Origin of the sequence: Neorhizobium sp. NPDC001467, from assembly GCF_050275975.1 — a bacterium.
In the GTDB taxonomy this organism is placed as follows: domain Bacteria; phylum Pseudomonadota; class Alphaproteobacteria; order Rhizobiales; family Rhizobiaceae; genus Neorhizobium.
Genome location: NZ_JBNNPS010000001.1, coordinates 717,524 through 743,551, shown reverse-complemented (window position 1 = coordinate 743,551; position 26,028 = coordinate 717,524). Strand labels below are relative to the sequence as shown.

Sequence of the window (26,028 nt, the reverse complement as noted above, 5' to 3'; positions counted from 1 at the left end):
ACAACCTCATTGTCCAACGCGCGACAGCACATCGGCTTTCAAGAAGCGCTCCACTACCAGCATGAACACCAGCGAGGGCACGAGAAGGAGAAGAGCAGTGATGGAAGCGATCTGGTAATTGCCGCCGGAAGCGGTCGTGTAGAGAAGCAGCGGCAGCATGTTGACATCGGGCGCGCCGACGAAAAAGCTGCCGGTGAATTCATCGAGGCTTTCGAGGAAAACGAAAATGGCACTGGCCATCAAGCCGGGTGCGGCCAGCGGCAGCGTCACGTCGTGAAAAGTGCGCATGGGCCCGGCACCGATATTGCGCGCCGCCTGCTCCAGTTCCGGATCGATCGCGGAAAAGGCGGCGGTGGCGATCCATACGGCATACACGAGGCCGTGCGAGACATGCACCAGAACCACGCCGGGGATCGTACCGTTAAGTCCGATCTCGTAGAAGATGCGGGCGATATTGACATAGACCGTCAGGTTCGGAAACGCCTGCGGGATCAGGAAGGCGAGCAGGATGACGCCCCTGAGCGGCAGTTTCAGCCGCGCCAGCGCATAACCGGCGGGGATCGCCAGTGCCAGCGCGACCGCCACCGTCAGCAGCGCCACCACCAGCGAATTGCCGAGCGATTCAAGCGCGCCGCCGCGCGGTGCAAAAACCTTTGCCCAGGAGCCGAAACCGTATTCGAGCGGAAACGTATGGGGAAAATACCATTTCTCCGTCACGGTCCAGAGCAGCATGTTGAACAGCGGGCCGAAGATGAAAAAGGCCAGCAGCCCGAAGATGATGCCGCGCGGCACCCACCAGAGGGCGGACAGATTTTTGCGCAACGTGGTCATGCCCGCTCCTTCAGGCTGATGCGGAGATAGATCCACGCGACCGACGACGCGAGCACGAGCGAGATCAGCCCAAGCGCATTGGCGACGCCGTAATCGCCATAGGCATTGACGCGGAAGGCGATGTCGGCGGTCAGCATGGTGGGAGACTGGGCATTGATCATCAGCGGGACGGAGAGAACCGACATCATGGTGACGAAGGAGAGGATCAGGCCGACAGTCAGCGTCACGGTCACCTGCGGCACGATGATTTCGAAAAGCACACGCAGGTTCGATGCGCCGAGATTGCGCGCCGCCTCGATCGTGTCGCGATTGAGCGACGCCATGGCGCCCGCGACCAGAAGCGCCACGAACGGCGTCTGTTTCCACACGAAGGCGAAAACGATGCCGCGCCAGTCGAGAATGCTCATCGTCTCCATCGGCGTCATCAGCCCCAGGCTGACGGCGGTATTGTTCATCATGCCGTTCTTGGCAAGGAAGGTCCGCATCAATTGCCCGACGACGATGAAGGGAATGAACATCGGCCAGCGATAGAGAAAGCGCAGGATAGAGACGGCGACCGGGTTGTTGCCCAGCGTCAGGTAGCCGCCGATGGCGATCGAGGCGAGACCGATCAGCACGGTCGACAGCGACACGATGACGACGGTGAAGATGATATCCTTCGTGTAGAGATCGAAGGCCTTCGAAAAATTGCCCAAGCCATAAGAACCATCGACCTGAAACGCGCCGATCGCCGACATGATCAGCGGCAGGATGAAGAGAAGCGCGATCACCGCCAGCGCTGGCAGGACGAGAAGGAGGCCAAGGAGACGTCTGGACATGGGGTCGCTTACTGGAGCTTGTTTGTTTTCATCGACCGGATGGCCGAGGCACTGGGAGTTCGCCGCTCATCCGCCGGCCGGCACTTTCCGCCGCGATGGGCCCTCTCCCCGCGTTCGGGGAGAGGGTGAAAGGCAGGTGCTTGTCGCGGCCGTAACAACTGTTACTTCACCGACTTCTCGTAGGCCTCAAGGATCGCCGAGTTGTACGGAGCAATCGGGAAAGGCTTACCCTTTTCGGCGAGATCCGCCGGCGAGATATCGACGAACAGCTTGTTCCAGGTGGCGTCGTCGAGTTCGGCCTTGACCTTGTCGGCATCGATGCCCGGATACCAGTTGAAGCGCTTGACGATGCCTTCGGCCTGAACCTTCGGGCTGGTGGCAAGCGCCACGAATTTCTCGGCCAGATCCTTCTGGGCAGTCTTTTCCGGGATGACGTAATGCATCGGCTGGCCCGGCATGCCCGGAGCCGGCAGAACCAGCTTCATGGTCGGCGGCAGCTGGCCGCTGGCCTGCCAGGAATAGAACATGTCGACCCAGACCGGACCCATGGCGATTTCGCCGCGCGACAGAAGGTCGAGCGTGCCGGCATTGCCCGGCGTCAGCGTTGCATTGGTGGTAAAGTCGGCAAGGCTCTTGAAGGCGCCGTCCCACTTCTTGGTGTCGTCGGCATTGAACGGGCCGTTCATCAGCGTGTTGGCATCGCTATCGCCAAAAGCGTAGATCCAGCCCATGACGAAGGACACGCCCGAAGCGCCGCCCTTGATGCCGTTATAGCCGAACTGTTTCGGATGGGCCTTTGCCCAGTCTGCCAGCTCCTTATAGGATTTCGGCGGGTTCGGCACGAGGTCCGGATTGTAGGCAATCGCCGTCTGGCTGTTGAACATCGGCATGACATAACCGTCGACATTGGTGCCGAGCGCCATCTTGGCGTTGTCGCGGGTCACCAGCTTGCCGGTTTCGATGTCGCTGCGGTAGTTCGCAAGATAGGCCTTGGTGACCATCGGACCAACGAATTTTTCGTGGACGACGGCAACGTCGACATCCCATTTTTCAGCCTTGGCGGCAGCCTGGGCGTCAAAACGCTCCAGGAGTTTCTGGGAGCCGGCATCGCCGGGGCCGGTGCCGACGGCGCGGACTGTGTTGCCCGGATAGGTCTTTTCAAACAGCGGGCCGAGATACTGGTTGATGTAATCGACCATGTTCTGGTCGCCGGCGGTGGCCACCGTCAGTTCGGCGGCCTTGACCGGAAAGGCCGCGAGCGTGACGGCGATGGCGGCGTAGGAAAATCTCTTCATGGGTCTCTCCAGAGATTGAAGTCGAAACGATGATAAGGTCAGGCTTGATTTTTCGCCGTCTCCGGGGAAAGGCCGGTACGGGAAACGGGGTCGCCGCAAGGCGAATTGAACAGGAAGAGTGCTGCGGCCGGCACGAACACCGCGACCGGCTGGCCGGGCGTGAACGCACGCTCCGCATCCGCCATGATCTCGCGATCGCCGACCTTGATGACGTGGCGCCACTGGCCGCCCGGATAGGAGACGGCCATGACCTCCCCGAAGAAGCGCCCGCCGGGTTCGGTCGCAGGCCTATCGATATCCGTCAGCCGAACAGCCTCCGGCCGGAAGCGCGCCTCGACGGCACCGCTTGCGAGGCCCCGCCCCGCCACCTGGACACGACCGCCCTCGCCCGCGGCACCCGGCTGCAGCACGAAATCGTCGCCATCGCGAACGCCATTGAGATGAACAAGGTTTTCCGCACCCATGAAGGCTGCGACAAAGGAGGAAACCGGACGGTTATAGACCTCCTCCGGTGCTCCCTGCTGGGCGATCCGGCCACCGTCTAGAATGACGATGCGATCAGCCATCACCATGGCCTCTTCGCGGTCGTGGGTGACGTGGACGGCGGTGATGCCGAGCCGTTTCTGCAGGGCCCGCAACTCATGGCGGACGCTCAAGCGGATCCGCGCGTCGAGGTTCGACAGGGGCTCGTCGAGAAGCAGGATTTCGGGATCGATGGCGAGCGCCCGGCCAAGTGCCACGCGCTGCCGCTGGCCGCCAGACAGGTTGGCCGGCTTGCGGCCCTCCAGCCCGGTCAGCCCGAGCATGACGGCCAGATCGGAAACGCGACGGGCAATCTCGTCGCGACGAATACCGCGCAGCTTAAGCCCGTAACCGATATTCTGGCCAACGGTCATGTGCGGCCAGAGCGCATAGGACTGAAAAACCAGCGCCATGCCGCGCTTGTCGGGCTGATGGCGGGTAATATCGCGGCCCCCGACGCTGACCTGACCAGCGGAGGGCGAAAGGAAGCCTGCGATGATGCGCAGAAGCGTCGTCTTGCCGCAACCCGAAGAGCCCAGCAACGCGACGAATTCACCCTTGCGGATCGTCAGATCGATATCCTTCAGGACCTGCGTCTTGCCATAGTGGCTTTCCAAACCGCGCAGTTGAAGAAACGCATCATTACCCATCGTCTACCCCTATTGCACAGGCGTGCAATCAACATCGACGTGTCTTTAGGGCGTTATTTTTACAAGCGGATGACACCTGCGTGGGATTATCTTTCCCTCGAGGCCGAATCGGGAATGAGCGCTGTTCGTATTGGTCAAAGCCTGCCTGGTGCAGCGCCACAACATCGTCCGCTCAGGAAGATAATGGCCCCCAGCGCAACGGGAACTTTCACTGCGACATCTTCGTTTGTCGGGCATCAAGGAGTTTTGACATGCGGATCGTATTCGTGATCATGGTCGCATCGGTGCTGGGCATTCTCGGGCTGAAATATGCCGACAACACTCTGGGCAACGAAATCATGGCAACGCCGGAACAGATGGCCGGCGTCGGCAACTAGGGTCGCGCGAAGAGCCGCGACATGAAAAAAGGCCGCAGCGATTTCCCGCGCGGCCTTTCTTTTGCGCAGTCCCGCTGAAGACTATCCGATCGACATCAGGCTGGCATTGCCGCCCGCTGCTGCCGTATTGGTGGAGATCGACACCTCTTCCAGAAGCCAGTTGAGGCAATAGGCTTCCGGATCGGCGATGAGCGCTTCAGTCGTCGCCGACTGCACCAGAACCAGCGGCCCCGGCATGTCGGCAATCGCCGCGTTCACGGTCTTCAACCGCTCACTATCGCCTTCCACCAGCGCACCGGCATAAGGTCCCTGCCCGGCCCAATCCTTCGCCCAGGTGATGCGTGCGGAAACCGAGATTGGCAGGCCGGACAGCGCCTCGCGCAGTCCGCTTGCCTCGTCGATAACCACACTATTGCCGGTCGCGAGCGCCGCGCCGAGCTGCCAGAACAACCCGCCCTTCGTTTGCGGCAGAAGCAGGATGCGACCACGCGGATGCAGACCGTAGAGATTACGCTCGCCGACAGGACCCGGCATTTCCTGCTCCAGCCCCAGCGCCGACGTCGCCGCCAGCGTGCGCACCACTTCGGCGGCGTCGCCTTCGCCCCGTTCGTCGAGGAAGCGGGCGAAATCGGCGGTTGCTTCGTCGCGATGAACCGAACTCAGCTGCGGCGGCACCGGCGGCACGCCGACCAGACGGCCGAGGTAAAGCGGGCCGCCCGCTTTCGGCCCTGTGCCGGAAAGACCGCGACCGCCGAAGGGCTGTACCCCGACGACGGCACCGATGACGTTGCGGTTGACGTAGAGATTGCCGGCCTTCACGCGGCTAGTCACATGCGCGATGGTTTCGTCGAGCCGCGTGTGCAGGCCGAACGTCAGGCCGTAACCGGTGCCGTTGATCTCGTCGATCAGCCTGTCGAGATCGGCGCGCCGGTAACGAATCACATGCAGCACCGGCCCGAACACCTCGCGTTTGAGATCAGCAAGCGACGGCAATTCGATGATCGTGGGGGCCACGAACGTACCCGCCTTGGTCGCCTCATCGAGCGCGATCTGTTCCACCTTGTGGCCCAGTTCACGCATCGCCGCGATGTGTGCCTCGATCGTCTCCCTGGCTTCCGCCGTGATGACCGGACCGATATCGGCAGAAAGCCTGTCGGTGCGGCCGATGTTGAGCTCGTGCAGAGCGCCCTTCAACATCGCCAGAATACGCTCGGCGACATCCTCCTGCAGGCAGAGCACGCGTAGAGCCGAGCATCGCTGACCGGCGCTGTCGAAGGCGGAAGCAATGACGTCGGCGACCACCTGTTCGGCAAGCGCGGAGGAATCGACGATCATGGCGTTCTGGCCACCGGTTTCGGCAATCAGCGGGATTGGCCGGCCAGCGGCCGACACGCGGTCGGCCAGCTGTTTCTGGATCAGCCGCGCCACGTCCGTCGAGCCGGTAAACATCACGCCGGCAACCTCTGGCGAACCGACCAGTGCTGCACCGATCTTCCCGTCACCCGGCAGGAATTGCAGCGCGTCGAGCGGAATACCGGCCTCGCGCAGAATACGCACGCCTTCGGCAGCGATCAGCGGAGTTTCTTCCGCGGGCTTGGCCAGAACCGGATTGCCGGCCACGAGAGCGGCGGCCACCTGACCGGTGAAGATCGCCAGCGGAAAATTCCACGGGCTGATGCAGACGATCGGTCCGAGCGGCGCATGCGCCGGCCCAAGCGTGCGACGGGTCTGCTGGGCGTAATAGCGTAGAAAATCGATCGCCTCGCGCACTTCGGCAATGGCGTTCGGCATGGATTTGCCTGCCTCGCGCATGATGAGGCCGAGCAGGCCCGGCATTTCGGCCTGCATCAGGTCTGCCGCCCGTTCCAGGCATTCGGCGCGCTCAACGGGTGAAACGGCTGCCCAGCCTGCGGCGGAAGCAGCGGCCCGCGCCACCGCCTCACGTGCCTCGTTCTCGCTGGCCTCGACGACCGTGCCAACGGTGTCGCGATGATCGCCCGGATTGCGCACCGGCTGCGGCGAACCGGACGCCTCGGCACCGATCAGTTGTGGCACGGCGCGCCATTCCATCGAAGCACCCTGCTTCACGGCCGCAGACACGGCAGTCAGCACATCCTCGTTGGAAAGATCGATGCCGGCCGAATTCGTCCGCGCGGCGCCGAAGAGATCGGCGGGCAGCGCGATCTTGTCGTGACCTGCGCCCGGCTCGACCATGGCTTTCACGATCTCCACCGGATCAGCAATCAGATCATCGACGGAGACGAGCGGGTCGCCGATGCGGTTGACGAAGGAGGAATTGGCGCCATTTTCGAGAAGGCGGCGCACCAGATAGGCAAGCAATGTCTCATGCGTCCCGACCGGCGCATAGATGCGTGCCGGCCGACCGAGGTTCTTGGCGCCGACGACTTCCTCGTAAAGCGGTTCGCCCATGCCATGCAGGCATTGGAACTCGTATTTGCCGATATGGAAATCCGGCCCTGCCAGATGGTATATCGTTGCCAGCGACTGGGCGTTATGGGTGGCGAATTGCGGGAAGACGTGGTCCGTCGCCGCGAGCAGCTTTTTCGCGCAGGCGATATAGGAAATGTCGGTGTGCACCTTGCGGGTGAAGACGGGAAAGCCGTCCAGACCATCGAGCTGCGCCCGCTTGATCTCGGCGTCCCAATAGGCGCCCTTGACCAGCCGCACCATGATCCGGTGTTTCGAGCGGCGCGCCAGGTCGATGATGAAATCGAGTACGAAAGGGCAGCGCTTGCCATAGGCCTGCACCACGAAACCGATCCCGTCCCATCCGGCCAGATCCGCATCGAGGCAGAGACTTTCCAGCAGATCGAGCGAAAGCTCCAGCCGGTCGGCCTCTTCGGCGTCGATGTTGAGGCCGATATTGTAGGACTTCGCGATCGCCGCCAGTGCCTTCACCTTCGGCAGCAGCTCTTCCATCACGCGAGAAGCCTGCGCACGAACATAACGCGGATGCAGCGCCGACAGCTTGATCGAGATGCCCGGACCTTCATAAATTCCACGCCCGGCCGAGGCCTTGCCGATCGCATGGATGGCTGTCTCGTAATCGCGGTAATAGCGCTGGGCATCCGCAGCCGTGGTCGCGGCCTCGCCAAGCATGTCGTAGGAATAGGCAAAGCCCTTCTCTTCCATCGCCTTCGAGCGCTTCAGCGCTTCGGCGATCGTCTCGCCGGTCACGAACTGCTCGCCCATCATGCGCATCGCCATGTCCACGCCGCGGCGGATCACCGGTTCACCGCAGCGGGCAATCAGGCGCGTGAGCGCTGCGGACAGAGAGCGGTCGTTGACGGTGGCGGTCAGCTTGCCGGTGACGACAAGACCCCAAGTCGCGGCATTGACGAACAGCGAACGTCCGCCGCCGACATGCGACTTCCAGTCCCCATCCGAAATCTTGTCGCGGATCAGCGCGTCGCGCGTCGCCGTGTCGGGGATGCGCAGCAGCGCTTCGGCGAGGCACATCAGCGCCACGCCTTCCTGGCTCGATAGTGAATATTCCTGAACCAACCCTTCGACCCCAGAGCCGCGGTGTTTGGCGCGCAGTGCCGTAATCAGTTTTCTCGCGGTATTCTTCGCCTTGACGCCCAGATCCTCCGGCAGGCTTGCCGCCTCCAGCAGCGGCGCCACGCATTCCGGTTCGCTACGGCGATAAGCTGCGGTGATGGCGGCGCGAAGCGGCGTCTTCTCGCTGACGGCAGGCGCAAAATCTTCGAAAACCGGCTGGAAGGGAAGGTCCATCTGCGTCGTTTCCGTAGCGGCCGGGGCGGCTGCCTGTTCCAGTCTGTCTGCCATGGCGAAATCCTCATTGGGCTGCGACCGCGCGCGGGTCGCTTTCCTGCTGAATATCATGTTGCGGAATCCCCATGCGGACTTGAATATGGCCGGTTTCTGGTGTTTTCGTCTTTTATCAGGCCATCTGGAAGTCAAAACGCATGGCAAAAGCCGCCCTACCAAGTGAACTCGACGCCTTCGACCGCAAAATCGTGGATGCGCTGGCCGATGACGGCCGCATGTCGATCACCGATCTTTCCCAAAAGGTCGGCCTTTCCAAGACACCCTGCCAGATGCGCCTCAGGCGATTGCTCGACGAGGGGTATATCACGGGTTTCCGCGCCACGCTGAACCCGCAGAAATTCGGGCTCGATCACATCGCCTTTGCCGAGGTCAAGCTGTCCGACACCCGCGAAAAGGCGCTCGACGAATTCAATACGGCGGTCAAGAAACTGCGCGAGGTGGAAGAGTGCCACATGATCGCCGGTTCCTTTGACTATCTGCTCAAGGTGCGGACCGCCGACATTCGCCGCTATCGCCTCGTGCTCGGCGAAAAGATTTCCGCCCTGCCCCATGTCGCCAGTACCTCGACCTTCGTGGTCATGCAGTCCGTCAAGGACAAGGGGTTCTGAACCTGGTCACAAAGACCGCCATCGCGTGATGACGGTCAGTCTACCCCAACGTCTGTCTTACGTCACAGGATCGCGTTGCCGGCCATCAGCGCCAGCACGACGAAGATCAGGAAGATGACGAGGAAGATGTAGAACAGGATCTTCGCGATTCCGGCTGCCGCCGCCGAAACGCCGGAAAAGCCGAGAAAACCGGCGACCAGCGAGATCACAAGAAAAATAAGCGCCCATTTCAGCATGGATTTCGTCCCTGGTGAACAACGGCCCGACAACGGCCGAACGGAGCTGTAGGTTCCGCTGCCTGCAATTCTTCATTCCTCGTGAACCATGGCGACCGGTGCGACTTGATCCAAGCCCAAGATTGATAACATAATAATGTTTTAATATTGAATGCAGCACACTGCACAGCGGGGTGACTACGATCGAAACGAGTCCACAGACCATTGCCAAACCGCCCCTGTCGCCGCCGGACATAATGCTTGTCGAACGCGCCTTCCTGGGCTCGCTCGGCATTCTTGGGCTATCGATCCGCGAACCGGAGGCCGTCCGTCTTGCCGCGCTCGCCATCCAGCTTTTTCAGACCGGTCTTCATGACGAGGACCTCCTGCGTCGCGCCATCATCGGCGCGCATGATGAACGGAACCTGCAATAGATGCTTATTCCTCAGGCTTTGAAAAACTTACCTGTCCAGACCGGGCCGCAGCGGGCAGTGAGCCGCCGACAACGCCGGTTTTCCCGCCGGCAGGCCCATAACCCCAGGCTACAGGGTCCCCACGGCCACACCGGCTGGAATCATTTCGCGGGAACAACAACTGGTAGCAAGATTACCCTCGCACAAGCTATCAATATTAGCGATACTGAAGACGCGAATCCGTCATCGGCTTCGACGAGCGAGCGGCGTGGGCATCCTTTTCTGTCTTGGGGCCCCGCCGGAAATGGGGGTTTGCTTCGGCGAACGCAGGTACGACCGGCCTATCCCTTCGCCGGTCATGATGATCCGCGCATGATGCGCGTGATGGAGGGCGAATGCTACGACGGCTTTGGGAACGGCCGACTGCTCTTGTATTGCTTGGATGTTGGACTTTGACTTCATGTACAAACCTCACCCCGTCTGCGGACGCGGAAACGGGGGATAAGATCGGCAAGGGCTCCGTTCATCGTGGCCCTCTTTCACCCTTGCCGTCAAAGGAGGCCGCATTACGCACCGACCAGCAGCAAAGCGGGTCTGCGGCGGCAGGCCAGACGCGCCAAATTGCGTCGCCTGCGAAAAAGGGATCGCTGGAGGACGCGGTGTTGCGCGCGGTTGCCTGGCATCCGTCGATCACCGCCTCCGCCGGCCGTGTCGGAGAGAGCGCGCAGGAGATCAACGTTGCCCGTGCGGGTTATTATCCCCGTATTCAGGGGGGGCTGAATTCCGGCTATGGCAACGGTTCCGATGGCGGTTTTCGCCCGCGCGCCACATTGCAGCTGTCTCAGATGGTCTATGATTTCGGCAAGGTCGCCAATTCGGTAGAAGCGGAAAAGGCTGGCGAAGAGGTCAGCCGCGCAGAAATGCTTGAGGCGGTCGATACCGTTGTGCGCGATACGACCTATGCCGTCATCGAAGTACAGCGCTACCGAGCTCTAATGGCGGTCGCGAGAGACCAGGTTACCGGTGTCTCGGATATCGCCAAACTGGTGACGCAGCGCACCGACAGCGGCGCCAGCACCCGTTCCGACAAGGTGCAGGCCGAAGCCCGCGTGCAGGCCGCGCGCTCGCAGATCATGGAAATATCCTCGACCCTCAGCCGCTGGGAAAGCACGCTGTCAGCACTGGCCGGCGTCAATGGCAAGGTCGCTCTGTCATCGGGCCGCTCCGCGACGCTGTCGAAGGCCTGTGACATGGCCGAGCCCGACTGGCAGCAAGTGCCCGGCATCCTGCAAGCCGAGGCCGGCAAGCGCGAGGCCGCCGCACGGCTGGCGCTCAGCCGATCGGAAATCTATCCCACCCTGCAGCTTCAGGCCGATGGCAGCTACGACGTGGCCGGCTCGCCCAGCTATTCGCGTGTCGACAATCCCGATTTTACCGTCGGCCTCAATCTCGTCGGCAATCTTTACGAGGGCGGCGCCAATGCGGCGCGGCGCGATGCCGCCGATTATGCGCTCAAAGCTGCCGAAGCCTCTGCCCAGGCGGCGCGGTTCGAAGCCGGCCGCAGCCTCAACGAGGCGCGCGGACAGGTGAGCGGCCTCCAGCAGCTTCTTGGCTCGCTTGCCGCACGTAACGGCATGATGATCGAAACCCGCGATCTGTACCGCGAACAATACGTGCAGCTCGGCACCCGCACCCTGCTTGATCTCCTGAATGCCGAACAGGAACTGCATGCAGCCCGCTTCGACGCCGTCAACACCGAGCATGACCTCAGAAAACTGGATGCAGACTGCCTGTTCAATTCGGGCATGGCGCGCAAGGCCTTCGGCCTTGATGGTAAAGTGGTTCGCGGAGTGAGTTTGTAATGAATATGCAGGCACCATCGCAAACGAGGGACGAGTCCGTTGAAGCGCCGACGGGCGGGCGCGAGACGGAGGCACTGAAATCCCTGGGCAGCCTGCATTTCGAACCCTGGCTTGAAGCGCTGCAGCATGTGGCCCGGCATTACCGCCTGCCGACATCGATCGAGCGCGTGCGCCACGCCGCCGAGTGGGACGCGCTCAGCCACGAACCGGAAATGATCCGCAACATCGCCCGCCAGATGGGTCTGCAGGTCAAGTTCGGCGATAGCAGCGCCACTCTGTCGAGCTGGAACCTGCCGGTGGTGCTGCAATTGAGCGACGGCAGGATCGGCGTCCTGACCGCGCTCGGCAAGGATGCGGCCAGCATTGCGTTCAGCGGCGACCGCGGCCTGGAAACGCCGATGCCGCTGGATGCACTTGAGGGCAAGGTTGAGCGCCTGCTCATTCCCCGGCCTGCGCGTGCCGTGCCCGACCAGCGTGTCGACGCCTATATCAAGCCCTACCGCAAGAACTGGCTGCGCGGCATCGTCCTGCGGGACATGCGGCCCTATGGCCACGTCATGCTCGCTTCCTTCGTCGCCAATGTTCTGGGCATGGTCGGCATCCTGTTTTCCATGCAGGTCTATGACCGCGTCATTCCCGCCCAGTCCTATCCGACGCTCTATGTCCTGTTCAGCGGCGTACTGCTCGCCATCGGCTTCGATTTCCTGATGCGCCGACTGCGCACGGGCGTAGTGGATCTGCTCGGCAAGCGCGCCGACCTGCGCATTTCCGACCGCGTGTTCGGTCATGCTCTGCGTGTGAAGAACAGTGCCCGCCCCACCTCGACCGGCACGTTCATCGCGCAGTTGCGTGATCTCGAACAGGTGCGCGAGCTTCTGACATCCACCACGATCGCAGCGCTTGCCGACCTGCCCTTCGTGTTGCTCTTCCTCGTGCTGTTTTGGTTCATCGGCGGCATGATCGTGCTCGTGCCGATCGCTGCCATCATCGCCATGGTCGTTCCCGGCCTTGTGGCGCAGCGCAAGATCCGCATCCATGCCAGCGAGGCAATGCGCGAATCCTCGCTGCGCAACGCCATGCTGGTCGAGGCAGTACAAGGCGTCGAGGATATCAAAACGCTGCAGGCCGAAGAACGCTTCCAGCAGCAGTGGAACCATTTCAATCTCGTCACCGGCGAAGCGCAAATCCGCTCGCGCGATCTCGCCAATACGCTCAATACCTGGTCAAGCAGCGTGCAGACGGCGGTCTACGCCGTCATCATCTTCGTCGGCGCACCCATGGTCATCGCCGGCGACATGACGACCGGGGCACTGGTCGGCGCCTCCATGCTCGGTTCGCGGATGATCGCGCCGATGGCGCAGATCGCCCAGATCCTCACGCGCCTGCAGCATGCGCGTGTCGCCATGCGCAGCCTTGACGAGTTGATGCGCCTGCCGGTCGATCACCCGGATGAGGAAAGCCGCGTCCACCTGCCCCGCATTCGCGGCGATTACCGGATGAAATCGGCCGTCTTCCGATATGGCCCCGAGGGTGTTCCTGCACTCAACGTCCGCGACCTCATCATCCGGCCGGGCGAGCATATTTGCGTGCTCGGCAAGAACGGAGCCGGCAAATCGACGCTGTTGCAGGCCATGTCAGGGCTTCTTGAGGCGAGTTCCGGCGAGGTTCTGCTCGAAGCGGTCTCTCTGCCGCAGATCGATCCGGCCGATGTGCGCCGTGATGTCGGCCTTCTCACCCAGAATGCCCGGCTGTTTTACGGCACGATCCGCGAGAACATCACGCTCGGCACGCCGCACGCATCGGCTGAAGAGATTCTTGGCGCGCTCAACATGGTGGGGGCCGACGAGTTCATCCGCAAGCTCCCCAAGGGTCTTGAGCACGTCCTGCTGGAGGGCGGGCTCGGCCTGTCCGGCGGCCAGCGCCAGGCGCTGCTTCTCGCCCGTCTCATCATCCGCCAACCGAACGTCATTCTGCTCGACGAGCCCACCGCCGCGATGGACGAGACGACCGAGCGCAATTTCATTCGCCAGTTCGCGCAATGGAGCGAAGGCCGGACCGTGGTGATCGCCACCCACCGCATGCGCGTGCTGGACCTTGCCGAACGGATGATCGTCGTCGAAAACGGCGCGATCGCGCTTGACGACAGCAAGGACAACGCCTTGCGCCGTCTTTCATCGACCGCGCGAAGGCCCGTTGCCGCAGCCACGACGTCAACGCCGGCGCCGGCTGCGACCGCAACGGATACGCTCGCCGACGCCCTGCCCGCCACCCGGGCGGCGACACCGGAGCCGCCGCCGCCGGGCCCGGAATTGGCACCGGCACGATCCGCAACCGCGACCGTGGCCCGAAAGGCAGCGTCGAAAACGGCGGAAAGCGCAGCACGGAACACCCCTGTGCCGATTACGCTCGAGCCGGAGCCGACCGGCGCCCCGACCAGGGCAACTAGGACGAAACAGACTGCTGAAGCCGTTCCTGCAAAGCGCCGCAGCAGCAGCGCCAAGCGCAGCCAAAAGCCGCTCGCATGAAACATGGGAAACGAGAAGACGTCACCATTCATCGTTATTTCGGCGAGGAAGAGCGCTCGTGGATTTACGGAGAGACGGACGATGCCCGGCTGGTGCGATCAACGCGCATCATCGTGCTTGCCTTCCTACTGTTGATCGCAGCTTGCGTCTGGGCCTATTTCGCCCTGCTGGAAGAAGTATCGAGCGGCACGGGCCGCGTGGTGCCGACCAGTCGCGAACAGGTCATCCAGTCGCTCGAAGGCGGCATTCTGGCGGATCTGGAAGTTCGCCAGGACATGGTCGTCTGGCCGGGCCAGATTCTTGCCCGCCTCGACCCCACGGTGACGGAATCCGAGGTCGGCGAAAGTGCTGCAAAATATCGCGCCGCCCTTGCCAGCAGCGCGCGTCTGCGCGCCGAGGTCAACCAGACCGAGCTGACCTTTCCGGCCGAACTGGACGAGTTTCCAGAACTGATCCGCGCCGAAACCGACCTCTACAATGCCAGACGCGAGAGCCTGGAGCAGACGCTCAAATGGATCGCCGAGTCGCTCGTCCTTCTCAATGATGAACTGTCGATCAATACCGGGCTGATCTCGATGGGCGCGGCCAGCAATGTCGAGGTACTTCGGCTGCGCCGCCAGGTGGTCGAACTGGAAATGAAGAAGGTCGATACGCAGGCGCAATATGTGGTGCAGGCGCGCGAGGAACTGGCTAAGGCCAGCGCCGAGGTGGAATCGCTCTCGGCTGTCATTCGCGGGCAGAAGGATGCCCTTACCCGTCTGACGCTCCGCTCGCCCGTTCGCGGCATCGTCAAGGACATCGAGGTCTCCACCATTGGCGGCGTCATTCCCCCCAATGGCAAGCTGATGGCGATCGTGCCCCTCGACGACAAGCTTCTGATCGAGGCGCGTATCGCGCCGCGCGACATCGCCTTCATCCATCCCGGGCAGGATGCCAGCGTCAAGATCACGGCCTATGACTATGCTGTCTACGGCGACCTGAAAGGCAAGGTCACCACGATTTCACCCGACACGATGCGCGACGAGGCGGATCCGGAGGTCTATTATTACCGCGTCTTCATCGAGACCGAGGCCGACGCGTTGATCAATGCCACCGGCAAACGGTTTCCGATCGTGCCGGGCATGGTGGCGACGGTGGATATTCATACCGGTGCCAAGACGGTGTTCGACTATCTGGTCAAGCCCTTCAACAAGGCCAGCGAAGCTCTACGGGAGCGCTGACGGCGCTTTTGCCAGACACGCCTGTCGGCGTCGGGGACGATGTCGAGGACACGTTGCCCTTCGGACCGGGCCGCCTCCTGCTCGAACCTTTGCCGCGCTCGGCATGCCGGGAAATCGGCCCTGGAATAGGTCCGGCTGATACGCAAAGAACCGACACACGTCGCCCGAGCGCCCCCTCCCTTTCACAGCAAAACAACTCGACCGCCAGAAGGCGTCGAATGCAGCCGAGGCGCACGATCGCACGACTTTTAGGGCGCAGCGACAGGCACAAGGTCGGGTAAGGCGATAAAAGCGGCGCGCATTCCGCGCAGACCATGTGCTGACATCGCACCGACATATCGCAGGGAGACTGTCATTGCCGTGGTACGGTACGGTGCGCCCAATCCAGACCCGGCGAGAAAGTTCTACATCAGCCGCGCCATTATGTCGGCGGCGGGCGCCGGCAGAAGGCCGACCGTGGGCCGGGCGAAGAGATAGCCCTGCATCAGCGCGATTCCTATCGATTGCAACATGCGGGCCTGCGGCAGCGTTTCCACCCCCTCGGCCACGACGATGATGTCGAGCCGGCTGCAGGCTTCCGCAAGGCTCGAGATCAAAGTCTGCTGCATTTCGCAGGTGTCGATACGGCTGATCAGCCCCATGTCGAATTTGACCACGTCGGGTTTGAGGTCGAGCAGGGTCTGGATGCCGTTATAGCCTGCACCGAAATCGTCGAGCGCCACCATCATGCCGCGTTTGCGGAACGGTACGATCAGGTCGCGGATGGCGCGCATGTCGGCCGCCTTTTCCCGTTCGGTGAACTCGAGAATCAACTGACGTTCGTGCAGGTTGAGGCTGCGGGCCACGCGGATCGTCTCGCAAATCCCGAAATCGGGATCGAGTACGGCATCGGGGGAGACATTGAGGCTGAGCCGGGTATCCTCCAGGCCGATCTCGCTGACCGCTTCCAGCGCCCTTTGGCGGCACACGGCTTCGAAGAGATGGCGTTTGCCCGCAGGCACCTTATCGAAAACCGAAGCGGCACCCTCTGCATCGCGCCCACGCGCCAAAGCCTCCTGCGCAAATACGGCGCCCGTCATCGTGTCGGCGATCGGCTGAAAAGCCATCGCGAACCGCGGCAACCCCTTGACGATCTCGTTGGATACGCCACCCCGCCGGAGACCGGCATCAGGGCGCGGCGACCTTTGTCCAAAGACGGATGACAAATCCGTATTCAGATGCGTCGGGACACGAAGGGATAATTGTCGAAATCCGGCCTTATCAGACACTACCGTTTCTCGTCTCGTGCTTCGTGCAACTACATCCACCGCGCGAGAACCGCACGGCGCAAACTCATGACAGGAGTGTAAACACAGCCATAACGTGCAGTCCAGCCCGAAAATCGAAACGGCCAAGCAAATTTCTATAATGGCTCATTTAGAGACACCTAAATGTCGAGAGGCGTAAATAAAGGGTAAAAAAACAAGCGGAGTCCCGATCGCGCCACGCTCTGCAACGACGGTCGGCTCGCCCATTTCGCAGATGATGGGCTTCGATTCGCGCCGCCAGGCAACCGCGCCGGCATGCCTGCCGCCCAGAATTTCAACGGCGTGGACGGCCTCCGCCTCATCCATGGCCTGGCGCGGCGTAAAGGCGGGCACCGTTTCTCCGCGCGCGTTCCGGTCGAAGGCGACGAACATGACGATATCACTGGTTCCGCGCATAGCAGCCCCCATCGTGGACTGCTCTCACCCTCCCCAACCCGCAGGGCGTGGCCGATGTTACGCCCCGCAAGATCGGGCGAGGAAAGGTTTTCGATGCAAACCCTACGTTAATAAGCGATACCTACTATATGATGGAGTGTCGAGAACAGCAGTGGCAAACGTGCAATCCCCCAATAGCGACTACCATGATCTTATCCGCCGGCTGGAACTGGCGCTCGACGCGTCTCAGATGGGCGTTTGGGAGCACAATCTGGCGCGCGACGAACTGGTATGGGATGCACAGATGCACCGCATCTACCGCACAGGCCGCACCGACCGGCAAGTATCTGCCGACGCCTGGCAGAACGCTATCCACCCGGACGACCGACAACGCGCCAACGACGATTTCGCTAAGGCGATCGGCAAACGCGGCCGTTACGATTCGCAGTTTCGCATTCTTTTGCCTGATGGCGAGGTCAGGCATCTGCGCTCGCGAGGCCATTATTATTTGAACGATGCCGGCGAGCCCTCGGTCATCGGTGCCGAATGGGACGTGACCGAGGATGTTGCCCTGCATGACACCCTGCAGAACCACAAGGTACAGCTTGAACAGCGCGCTCGCGAACTGGCCGACAGCTATGCCGAAATCGAACACGCCGCCCAGCACGATTATCTGACGGGTCTGCCCAACCGGCATTTTTTCGACGCCCGGCTTCACGCCCTGCAAGCGGACGACCAATTGCGGTCGCTGGCCGTGCTGCATCTTGATCTCGACCGGTTCAAGCAGATCAACGACAGCCACGGCCATGCCGCCGGCGATCATGTCCTGCGGGTCGCCGCATCCCGTATCATTGCCGCCTGTCCGCAGGAGGCGGTGGCCGCACGCACCGGCGGTGACGAATTCGTCATTGTCCTTACCGACTTTTCCTCGACAGATGCGCTGGAGACCATCGCACGGCGGATCCAGAAGGCGCTGAGCGAACCGGTGGCATTTGGCAACGACATGCTGCGGTCAGGCGTCTCGATCGGTATCGCCTATACGCTCGACGCGCATCGCAGCGTCAACCTTCTGACCGAATCCGACGTGGCGCTCTATCAGGCCAAGCGGCTCGGCCGAAGCCGTATCGCCTTTTTCGACCCTGCCCTGCAGGACGAACTGTCGGAGCGCCGGACGCTGGCCCTGGAATTGCAGGAAGCGCTGGACCGCCGCGAGGTGCAGCCCCATTACCAGGTCCAGGTCGATGCTGCCACCGGCGCGATCTGCGGGCTCGAAGCCCTCGTCCGCTGGAACCATCCAAGCCGCGGCCTGCTGTCGCCCTTCGCGTTTCTTGCCGTTGCCCAGGAAGCCGGCCTTTCGAACCTGATCGACGCCGCCGTTCTCGACCATGTGCTGGAAGATCGCGCCCGCTGGCGCGCTCAAGGCTTGTCCGTTCCCCGGATCGCCGTCAATGTCTCCGCGTCCAGACTGCACGATGCCGAACTTCTGACCGAACTGGAACGACGGCATATCGATTTTCACGGCATCGCCTTCGAGCTGGTCGAGACCATTTTCCTCGACGAATCCTCAGACGAGATTCTCGATCGCATTCGTATCCTGCGTAGCCTCGGCATCGAGATCGAACTCGACGATTTCGGTTCCGGCCATGCCTCGCTGCTGGGGCTTGTGAAAATCCGGCCGGACCGGCTGAAAATCGACCGCAATCTCGTCAAGGACGTCGTCGTCTCAGTCGAACAGCGGCGCATCCTGAAATCGATCATCCAGATCGCCCAAACGCTCAAGGTCGGGGTCGTTGCCGAGGGGATCGAAACACGCCAGCATGCCGAGGCGCTCCGCCGGCTCGGTTGCGATGTGTTCCAGGGCTATCACTTCGGTCGCCCGGAACCGGCAGAGGCCGTCGCCAAGCGCCTGTCGCCACACAACCCTTCCGCTTCAGGCAGATCGGCCAGCAGCGGCTGACCGATCGTCCCCTTCCACCCGCTTCCATACCAAACGACAAAGGGCCCGCAAGCGGACCCTTTTTTTTCGAAACTGCAGCGTGTGTAAAAAACCTCAGTCGTCCATGCTCCCTGACGGGACGCCGCGACCGTCACCGATGATCTCGCGCTTGCCGACATGGTTGGCGGGGCCGACCAGCCCTTCCTGCTCCATCCGTTCCACCAGCGAGGCGGCGCGGTTATAGCCGACCGACAGGCGGCGCTGGATGTAGGAGGTCGAGCATTTGCGATCCTTGAGCACGACCTTGACGGCCTTTTCGTAAAGATCGTCACCGCCGTCTTCCGAACCCATGCTGCTCTTGTCGAACACGGCTTCGTCGCCCGTTTCCTCGACGCTGGCTTCTTCCTCGTCCTCTGTCACGGTGCCGAGATATTCGGGGCGGCCCTGCGCCTTCAGGTGCTTGACCACATGTTCGACCTCGGCATCCGAGACGAAGGGCCCGTGCACGCGCGAAATGCGTCCACCGCCAGCCATGTGGAGCATGTCGCCCTGGCCAAGCAGGTTTTCGGCGCCCTGTTCACCCAGAATGGTGCGGCTGTCGATCTTCGACGTCACCTGGAAGGAGATGCGCGTCGGGAAGTTGGCCTTGATCGTGCCGGTGATGACATCGACCGAGGGACGCTGGGTTGCCATGATCACATGGATACCGGCGGCACGCGCCATTTGCGCCAGACGCTGGACGGCACCTTCGATTTCCTTGCCGGCCACCATCATCAGGTCGGCCATCTCGTCGATGATGACGACGATGTAAGGCATCGGCGCGAGGTCCATCTCCTGTTCCTCGTAGACGATCTCGCCATTGTGACGGTCGAAACCGACCTGCACGTTGACGGTGATCACCTCGCCGGCCTCGCGGGCGGCGGCAGCACGCTGGTTGTAGCCGTCGATATTGCGGACGGCGAGACGCGACATCTTGCGATAGCGGTCTTCCATCTCGCGCACGGCCCATTTCAGCGCCAGAACGGCCTTCTTCGGGTCGGTGACGACAGGGGTCAGCAGGTGCGGGATGCCGTCATAGACGGACAGTTCCAGCATCTTCGGGTCGATCATGATCAGGCGGCATTCTTCCGGGCGCAGCCGGTAGAGGAGCGATAGAATCATCGTGTTGATGGCAACCGACTTGCCCGAGCCGGTCGTGCCGGCCACAAGCAGATGCGGCATCTTGGCAAGCTCGGCGATCACCGGTTCGCCACCGATCGTCTTGCCGAGGCAAAGCGCCAGACGGTGCTTGGTTTCCCAATAGTCCTCGCACTCGATCAACTCGCGGAAGAACACGGTTTCGCGCACGGCATTCGGCAGTTCAATGCCGATGACGTTGCGCCCGGGTACCACGGCGACGCGAGCCGACAGCGCCGACATCGAACGGGCGATATCGTCGGCGAGACCGATGACGCGCGAGGACTTGACGCCAGGAGCCGGCTCAAACTCATAAAGCGTGACGACCGGGCCTGGGCGCACGTCGATGATCTCGCCCTTGACGCCAAAATCTTCCAGAATGCTTTCGAGCAGACCGGCACTCTGCTGCAGCGCATCGGGCTGCATGGCTTGGCCACGCTCGCCGCGCGGCTCCTGCAACAGGCCGATCGGCGGGAACTCGTATTCGGCAAGGCTCGGACGCACGGTCTGCGCACGGGCTGGTGTCGCGGCCGGAACGGTAATGGTGACATTGCTCGGCGTGGAGACCGGAGCGGCAACGGCTTCGGCGACCGCATGCGGGACCGGTGCCGCGGGCGCCGTGATCACCGCCGGCTGGTCCATGGCAGGCACGGTCGCTACGGCGGCGAATGTCGGCACCACCGTTGCAGCCTCCGCCGGAGCCACGGTCGGTGCGGCGGCGGGCACTGGCTTTGCGAAAGACGTCCCGCCAAAAGCGGCCGTGCCGAAGACAGACGTCCCGAACGTGGCTGCCGCGGCAAAACGCAGGGCGGTCGCACCCGGCATCGGTTCGGCAACAACCGGCGCCGGTGGAGCGAAGGCGGTCGCGGCACGAAAAGCGCCGGTCGCGGCCATCGGCAAAGCCTCGGTCGCAGCGATCGGCTGCACCATTGCCGCCGCCGTCAACGCGCTCATCATGGGATGCCCATTGGCGACCAGCGGCAGCGAGGCTGGAGCCGCTTCATTGGCGGGCACGGGCACGGACGTAGACAGCATTGCGGTCGCAACGACTGGCGAAACAGCCGGCGTTATCGTGGACGATGTCGACATCGCGGCGGTCTGCGCGGCCTGTACGGTGGGCTGAGTCGCATGCTGGATTGGCCCTTCCAACGCGGCCTGTAGAAGCGGAGGCAGCGAAGGCAGTTCGGCCAGGGCCTGTGCGTGTTTCGCGGTGGCCACTTCGCGGTAGAGAGCCACGACCGAACCGGCAGGCGCATAGCGGCGCTTGGAATTCAACAGTGTGAGCACTTCGGCGGCGAGCGCCGGCTTGGCAGGCGGCGGCGTCTGGACGATCACCGGCAGCGGCGCACCGGCGACAGGTTTTATCACCGGCGTGGCAACCTGATGACCTTCCAGCGCATCGCGGCTCTGCGAAGGATCGGCGATGTCGAAAGGCATCACTTCCCAGAAGGCGAAGTCGGAAACGGCAATGGGCGCGGCTGCCCCCTGCATGGCGGCGGGTGCGTAAGCTTCGGCAGCCTGCGGCGCGGCGACCGCGGCCGAAACCGCGTGAGAACCGCCACCAGTCTGAGCGACGCCCGACGTCGGCGCGATACTCCATGCCGGTGCTGCCACCGGCGCCACATCGTTTGCCGCCAGCGAACCGGCCGGCTGCGGGATCGTCTGCACGAGACCGCGACGCATGGCGGCAGCCAGTTGCTGCAAGCCGGCGATCGTGTCGACCGGACCGCTAGACGAGAATTTCGGGTGGACGGTCGGCGCCTGCGGCACGCTCGCCACATAGCCATCGAAACCATCCGGCATCAGGATCGACGGCACCGCGACGGCGGCAGTGGTGGCGACCATCTGCTGCGCATCGGCCTGCGCCAGAGCCTGAGCCGGGACCTGCGCTTGCGCAGGGATCTGCGAAACCGGACCGCTGATGGGCGTCATCGGCATCGGCACTGCCGGTGCTGCGACCGGCGCCGGCGCGCGCCGCGGCACGATCAGCGGAGACCCCGTTCTGGGCAGAGAATTGCGAAAAGCTTCGGCCGCGGCGGCCCGAGCTGCGGCAGCGTCGGCAGCCTGCCGTTCGGCACCGGCAGCAGCATCGACGGCCGGCCCGGCAGCCAGCTTGCGGGCGGCGTGCTCCCCGCCGCCCTCGATCGAAAGCTGCGCATAGGCATCCGGCATGGCCGCCGCTGCGGGCTCATGCGCATCCGCATGGCGTAAGGACAGCGTGGCTTCCGGCGTACGGGTGAAGCGCACATTCGGCGCCAGACGAAAGGCCTGCTGCCAGACCTCGTCCTCCTTCTGACGTGCCGCCTCGCCGGAAGCTGCGGTTGAAGCCGAAGCTGCGGCTTTGCGCGCCTGTGCCGAAAGCTGGACGGGGGCCTGCATGCGGGCAAGAAGGTCCTTGCGCGCCTGCGCGGCCGCATAGGCCGTTTCCTGCTCGGCCAGAGACGGCGTCGGAGCGGCGTCAACGCTCTGCGATCCGCCCTCTGCGGCGATGTCGTTTTCGTTGTTCTGAGGATGATTATGACGAGAAAACTGCATGGGCACCGAACGAAGGACAGGAGTGGCACGAACGGACTAGAGATAGAAAATAAAGGTTAACAGGTTGTTTCGAACACCGGTGGCCGTGCCATTCCGAGAACCGCCGACTTGGCAGAAAAATGCAGGAGAAATACGGCCATCCCATTGACAGAAATGAGGAAATTACCAGGGAGAAATCACCTTTCAATGGTCAGCTCGCGTAAACGCGTGCCTACCTGCCAGCAAAATCCGAGCGCACGATGCCATGGCGCTGCAGCTTGTCGTAAAAGGTCTTGCGGGGAATTTTTAACGCTGCGATGGTCTGCTGCACATCGCCTTCAAAGGCGGTCAGCGTATCGCGGATGATCTGCGCTTCATGCGCATCGATCCGCTCCGGCAGGGAGCGCGCCTCCTCCCCTCCCCTTCCCGCCTTCGTCGGCGCGGGATCCGGCATCGGCTCGAGACCGAGCGTGATGCGTTCTGCAAAATGCGAAAGCTCACGCACATTGCCCGGCCAGTGATGATCGGCGAGATGTCGCGTCACCGCATCCGACAGCACGGGCAGATCGCGCGAGAATCGCCGCGCCGCCTTTTCCGCGAAATAACCAAACAGCAGCGGCACATCCTCCCGCCGTTCGCGCAGCGGCGGTATGGCAAGCGACACGACGTTCAGCCGATAATAGAGGTCCTCGCGAAAGCTCTCCCGCCTTGCGGGATCGCCCAGATCCACCTTGGACGCCGCTACCACCCGCAGGTCGATCGGGCGAATGTCGTTGGTGCCAAGCGGCGCCACCTCGCGCATTTCCAGGACGCGCAGCATCCGCACCTGTGTCGCCATCGGCATGCTTTCGATCTCGTCGAGGAATAGCGTCCCACCATCGGAATGTTCGATACGGCCGACCCGTTTCTTCTGCGCCCCGGTAAAGGCGCCGGCCTCGTGGCCGAAAAGCTCGCTCTCGATGATCTGTTCCGGCAGCGCCCCGCAATTGAGGGCGACGAAGTGGCCCTGCGCGCGGCGCCCCCAGCGGTGCAACAGGCTTGCCACCACTTCCTTGCCGCTGCCGGTTTCGCCGGTCACCAGTACGTCCACATCCGTATCGGCGATCTGTTTCAGCGTCTGGCGCAGCCGCACCATGACCGGCGACTGGCCGAGCAGTTGCGGGCCAGCCCCGTCCTCCTCCTCCGCCGCCTGCCGCAAGCGGCGATTGTCCAGCGTCAGCCGACGTCTTTCCGCCGCCCGGCGAATGCAGTGCAGCAGGCGTTCGGTGGCGAAGGGCTTGGCGATAAAATCGTATACACCGTTCTGGATGGCTCTGACCGCCATCGGAATATCGCCATGGCCCGTCATCAGAATGACCGGAAGCTCCGCATCCAGCGCCTTTACGCGCTCGAAAAAATCCATTCCGTCCAGACCCGGCATGCGGATATCCGACACGATCACGCCTGCGAAACCGGCATCGAGCCGGGACAGCGCCTCTGTTGCCGAGGCAAACAGCGATGCGTCGAAACCCGCAAGCTCAAGCGTCTGGCCCGTAGCGCGCAGCAGATCCGCATCGTCATCGATCAGAAAGACAGGCGTTGCACCGTTCATGGGTCCTCCTTGCTTTCCTGCGCTTCCACGCTTGCCAGAAACACCGTGAAGCAGGAATGGCCCGGCTCGCTTTCCACCGCAATACGGCCGCCGTAATCGGAAACGATGTCCTTGGAAATCACCAGCCCGAGACCGAGGCCACGTTCCTTGGTGGAGTTGAACGGCTCGAACATGGCCGCCAGAATTTTCGCCGGCACGCCCGGACCGTTGTCGGACACGCGGACCGCCACCCGCTCGCCGGCAACCTCCGTAGTGACCGTAATATGCGCATCCGGCTGTCCCTCGACCGCCTCCAGCGCATTCAACATGAGGTTGATGAACACCTGCTCGAGCCGCAACCGGCTGCCCATGACCTGCAGCCCGGGCGGTGGTGGGAAAATTGTCAGCATGTCCAGCTTGCCCGCAAAGCGGCTGCGTACCAGCATCAGCGCTCCAGCCAAAACATCTTTGAGAAGGACCGGCACCGCTTCCGCTCGCCCTTTTCGCGCCAGGGCCTTGAGGTCCTCGGTAATGATGCCGATCCGCTCGGTCAACGACGCGATCAGGCTGAGATTTTCGACGGCGCTCTCGGTCTTTCCACGCTCGAGAAACACTTTGGAATTGTCGGCATAGGCACGGATGGTGGCGAGCGGTTGGTTGATCTCATGCGCCACGCCGGCCGCCACCTGGCCCAGAATGGCCAGCCGGTTGGCCTGAACCAGGTCTTGCTGCACCGCCTGCAGCTTGCGGTCGGTCATCTCATGGTCGGCGATTTCGGCCTCCAGCCGGTCGCGCGCCAGGCTGAGGTCGATCGTGCGGGCTGCCACCCGCTCTTCCAGATCCTCGCGCGCCCTTTGCTCACGCGCCATGGTCATGACCGTCACCTGCCGCCGCCGCAAAAGCAGGCCGGCCAGCGCCGCCACGCAGACCCAGCCGAGAAGCGCCGTCAGCCGCGCCTCGCGCATGGCGTCGGCAAGCGCCAGACGGACCGGCATCAGGTATTCGAACATCCACGGCGTGGAAGCGATCGGCGCATCGATTCGCAGAAAATCCTCCGGGCCCGCCTCGCCAGGCATCACTGCCCATACCAGCGCTGCCCCGTCACTCACCCGGCGCTCGGATGAAAACGGCAGCGGCAGAAGCGGCGCATCGCCGAATTGCAGGCTTTCGCGGATGGCGCCGAGCGCCGCCGGCTGCAGGGCCTGCGTGGTCATGAACCGCCAGGAAGGCACGCTTGATACCAGCACGACATGATTGCTGTCGATTACATAGGATGGCCGGCCGGAATTGCGCCATTCCGCCTCCAGCGCGTCGAACTCCATCTTGGCGACCACGACGCCGACCGGAGCCTCCGGCGGCCCGACCCGCTGCGAGATATAGAGCCCCGGCCGATTGCTGACGCTCCCGAGCGCGAAATGCTCGGCTGAACCATCCCTCATCGCCCCGGAGAAATAGGCGCGAAACGCGTAGTCGTTGCCAACGAAACTGGTCGGTTCGCGCCAGTTGCTGGATGCGATAGCAATTCCGTCGCGTCCGATCACATAAATGACCGACGCATTGGTCTGGACGACCAGATCCTCCAGCTTGGCATTCAGCGCTCTTTGACGATCGCTGGATGCCCCGGGATCGCCCGACTTGTCACCCGACACCGCGCTCAGCACCTCGCGCACGTCGCGGTCGCCGGCCAGAAGCAGAGGCAGGGCGCGCGGCCGCTCCAGCGACGCGCGCAACAGCGCCACCTTGAGATCCGCCTCGGTGCGGCCGCGTGCTTCCAGGCCGGCGAGCGCTGACACGCGCGCGAACCTTTCCACGACACCGCCGAGCAGAATACCGAGACCAAGGGCGACAATGGCAAACAATGCCCATGCACGGCGAAACCGCTTCTGCAGCAGGTCTTCGGTTTGATGGCCCAGGAGAGACGACATGACGCCAATGAGCATGATTCCACACACATCTCAAGATCGAGTGCGGAATTTCGCACAAATGGTGGCAGGACTTTTT

Annotated in this window: 18 protein-coding genes; 7 read left to right on the top strand and 11 right to left on the bottom strand. The window is 62.7% G+C overall.

What is annotated here, in order from left to right; translation table 11 throughout:
• Positions 1-6 precede the first annotated feature (6 nt).
• The 4 genes from ACQKKX_RS03730 to ACQKKX_RS03715 all read right to left on the bottom strand — a co-directional run bounded on the left by ACQKKX_RS03730 (position 7) and on the right by ACQKKX_RS03715 (position 4,116).
• On the bottom strand, positions 7-831 hold the full coding sequence (locus ACQKKX_RS03730) for an ABC transporter permease (protein WP_427568934.1): 825 nt from the start codon (positions 829-831) through the stop codon (positions 7-9).
• Complete coding sequence (locus tag ACQKKX_RS03725) at positions 828-1,649, bottom strand: ABC transporter permease (RefSeq protein WP_427568932.1); 822 nt, start codon at positions 1,647-1,649, stop codon at positions 828-830. The genes ACQKKX_RS03730 and ACQKKX_RS03725 overlap by 4 nt, the downstream gene beginning before the upstream one ends.
• Positions 1,650-1,810: 161 nt before the next feature.
• Complete coding sequence (locus ACQKKX_RS03720) at positions 1,811-2,944, bottom strand: extracellular solute-binding protein (RefSeq protein WP_427568930.1); 1,134 nt, start codon at positions 2,942-2,944, stop codon at positions 1,811-1,813.
• A gap of 38 nt (positions 2,945-2,982) precedes the next feature.
• Positions 2,983-4,116, bottom strand: a complete 1,134-nt coding sequence (locus ACQKKX_RS03715; protein WP_427568928.1) for an ABC transporter ATP-binding protein — start codon at positions 4,114-4,116, stop codon at positions 2,983-2,985.
• Between the two features lie 251 nt (positions 4,117-4,367).
• On the opposite strand from ACQKKX_RS03715, the gene ACQKKX_RS03710 reads away from it, so the two are divergent.
• Positions 4,368-4,493, top strand: a complete 126-nt coding sequence (locus ACQKKX_RS03710) for a hypothetical protein (RefSeq protein ID WP_427568927.1) — start codon at positions 4,368-4,370, stop codon at positions 4,491-4,493.
• 81 nt (positions 4,494-4,574) lie between these two features.
• On the opposite strand, the gene putA is transcribed toward ACQKKX_RS03710, so the two are convergent.
• The gene (putA, locus tag ACQKKX_RS03705) at positions 4,575-8,303 is read right to left on the bottom strand and encodes a trifunctional transcriptional regulator/proline dehydrogenase/L-glutamate gamma-semialdehyde dehydrogenase (protein ID WP_427568925.1); all 3,729 of its coding nucleotides are present in this window, start codon (positions 8,301-8,303) and stop codon (positions 4,575-4,577) included.
• 140 nt (positions 8,304-8,443) lie between these two features.
• Here putA and ACQKKX_RS03700 point away from each other — a divergent pair, with 140 nt between their 5' ends.
• A complete protein-coding gene (locus ACQKKX_RS03700; protein WP_427568924.1) occupies positions 8,444-8,914 on the top strand; it encodes an Lrp/AsnC family transcriptional regulator in 471 nt (156 codons plus the stop codon).
• A gap of 62 nt (positions 8,915-8,976) precedes the next feature.
• Here the strand turns inward: ACQKKX_RS03700 and ACQKKX_RS03695 are convergent, their stop codons facing one another.
• Positions 8,977-9,150 carry a DUF1328 domain-containing protein gene (locus tag ACQKKX_RS03695; RefSeq protein WP_427568922.1) on the bottom strand — a complete coding sequence of 58 codons (174 nt, stop codon included), beginning with the start codon at positions 9,148-9,150 and terminating at the stop codon, positions 8,977-8,979.
• Between the two features lie 236 nt (positions 9,151-9,386).
• Here ACQKKX_RS03695 and ACQKKX_RS03690 point away from each other — a divergent pair, with 236 nt between their 5' ends.
• The 4 genes from ACQKKX_RS03690 (at position 9,387) to ACQKKX_RS03675 (ending at position 15,149) form a co-directional block, all read left to right on the top strand.
• Positions 9,387-9,563, top strand: a complete 177-nt coding sequence (locus ACQKKX_RS03690) for a hypothetical protein (RefSeq protein ID WP_427568920.1) — start codon at positions 9,387-9,389, stop codon at positions 9,561-9,563.
• 599 nt (positions 9,564-10,162) lie between these two features.
• On the top strand, positions 10,163-11,404 hold the full coding sequence (locus ACQKKX_RS03685; RefSeq protein ID WP_427569342.1) for a TolC family outer membrane protein: 1,242 nt from the start codon (positions 10,163-10,165) through the stop codon (positions 11,402-11,404).
• A complete protein-coding gene (locus ACQKKX_RS03680) occupies positions 11,404-13,929 on the top strand; it encodes a type I secretion system permease/ATPase (RefSeq protein WP_427568918.1) in 2,526 nt (841 codons plus the stop codon). Before ACQKKX_RS03685 ends, ACQKKX_RS03680 begins: the two co-directional genes overlap by 1 nt.
• The gene (locus ACQKKX_RS03675; protein ID WP_427568917.1) at positions 13,926-15,149 is read left to right on the top strand and encodes an HlyD family type I secretion periplasmic adaptor subunit; all 1,224 of its coding nucleotides are present in this window, start codon (positions 13,926-13,928) and stop codon (positions 15,147-15,149) included. Before ACQKKX_RS03680 ends, ACQKKX_RS03675 begins: the two co-directional genes overlap by 4 nt.
• A gap of 404 nt (positions 15,150-15,553) precedes the next feature.
• Here ACQKKX_RS03675 and ACQKKX_RS03670 read toward each other — a convergent pair whose 3' ends face one another.
• Both ACQKKX_RS03670 and ACQKKX_RS03665 read right to left on the bottom strand, forming a co-directional pair.
• A complete protein-coding gene (locus tag ACQKKX_RS03670) occupies positions 15,554-16,543 on the bottom strand; it encodes an EAL domain-containing protein (RefSeq protein WP_427568915.1) in 990 nt (329 codons plus the stop codon).
• An 18-nt stretch (positions 16,544-16,561) separates the two neighbouring features.
• Entirely contained in the window at positions 16,562-16,852 is a 291-nt protein-coding gene (locus ACQKKX_RS03665) for a hypothetical protein (protein WP_427568913.1), read from the bottom strand.
• 151 nt (positions 16,853-17,003) lie between these two features.
• Between ACQKKX_RS03665 and ACQKKX_RS03660 the strand changes: the two genes are divergently transcribed.
• Positions 17,004-18,788 (top strand): putative bifunctional diguanylate cyclase/phosphodiesterase, encoded by a 1,785-nt coding sequence (locus tag ACQKKX_RS03660; protein WP_427568911.1) that lies wholly within the window; start codon positions 17,004-17,006, stop codon positions 18,786-18,788.
• 93 nt (positions 18,789-18,881) lie between these two features.
• Here the strand turns inward: ACQKKX_RS03660 and ACQKKX_RS03655 are convergent, their stop codons facing one another.
• The 3 genes from ACQKKX_RS03655 to ACQKKX_RS03645 form a co-directional block, all read right to left on the bottom strand.
• Positions 18,882-22,478 carry a DNA translocase FtsK gene (locus tag ACQKKX_RS03655; protein ID WP_427568909.1) on the bottom strand — a complete coding sequence of 1,199 codons (3,597 nt, stop codon included), beginning with the start codon at positions 22,476-22,478 and terminating at the stop codon, positions 18,882-18,884.
• A 211-nt stretch (positions 22,479-22,689) separates the two neighbouring features.
• Positions 22,690-24,048: a sigma-54-dependent transcriptional regulator gene (locus ACQKKX_RS03650; protein WP_427568907.1), complete on the bottom strand. Its 1,359-nt coding sequence runs from the start codon at positions 24,046-24,048 to the stop codon at positions 22,690-22,692.
• A complete protein-coding gene (locus tag ACQKKX_RS03645; protein ID WP_427568905.1) occupies positions 24,045-25,967 on the bottom strand; it encodes a sensor histidine kinase in 1,923 nt (640 codons plus the stop codon). Before ACQKKX_RS03645 ends, ACQKKX_RS03650 begins: the two co-directional genes overlap by 4 nt.
• Positions 25,968-26,028 lie beyond the last annotated feature (61 nt).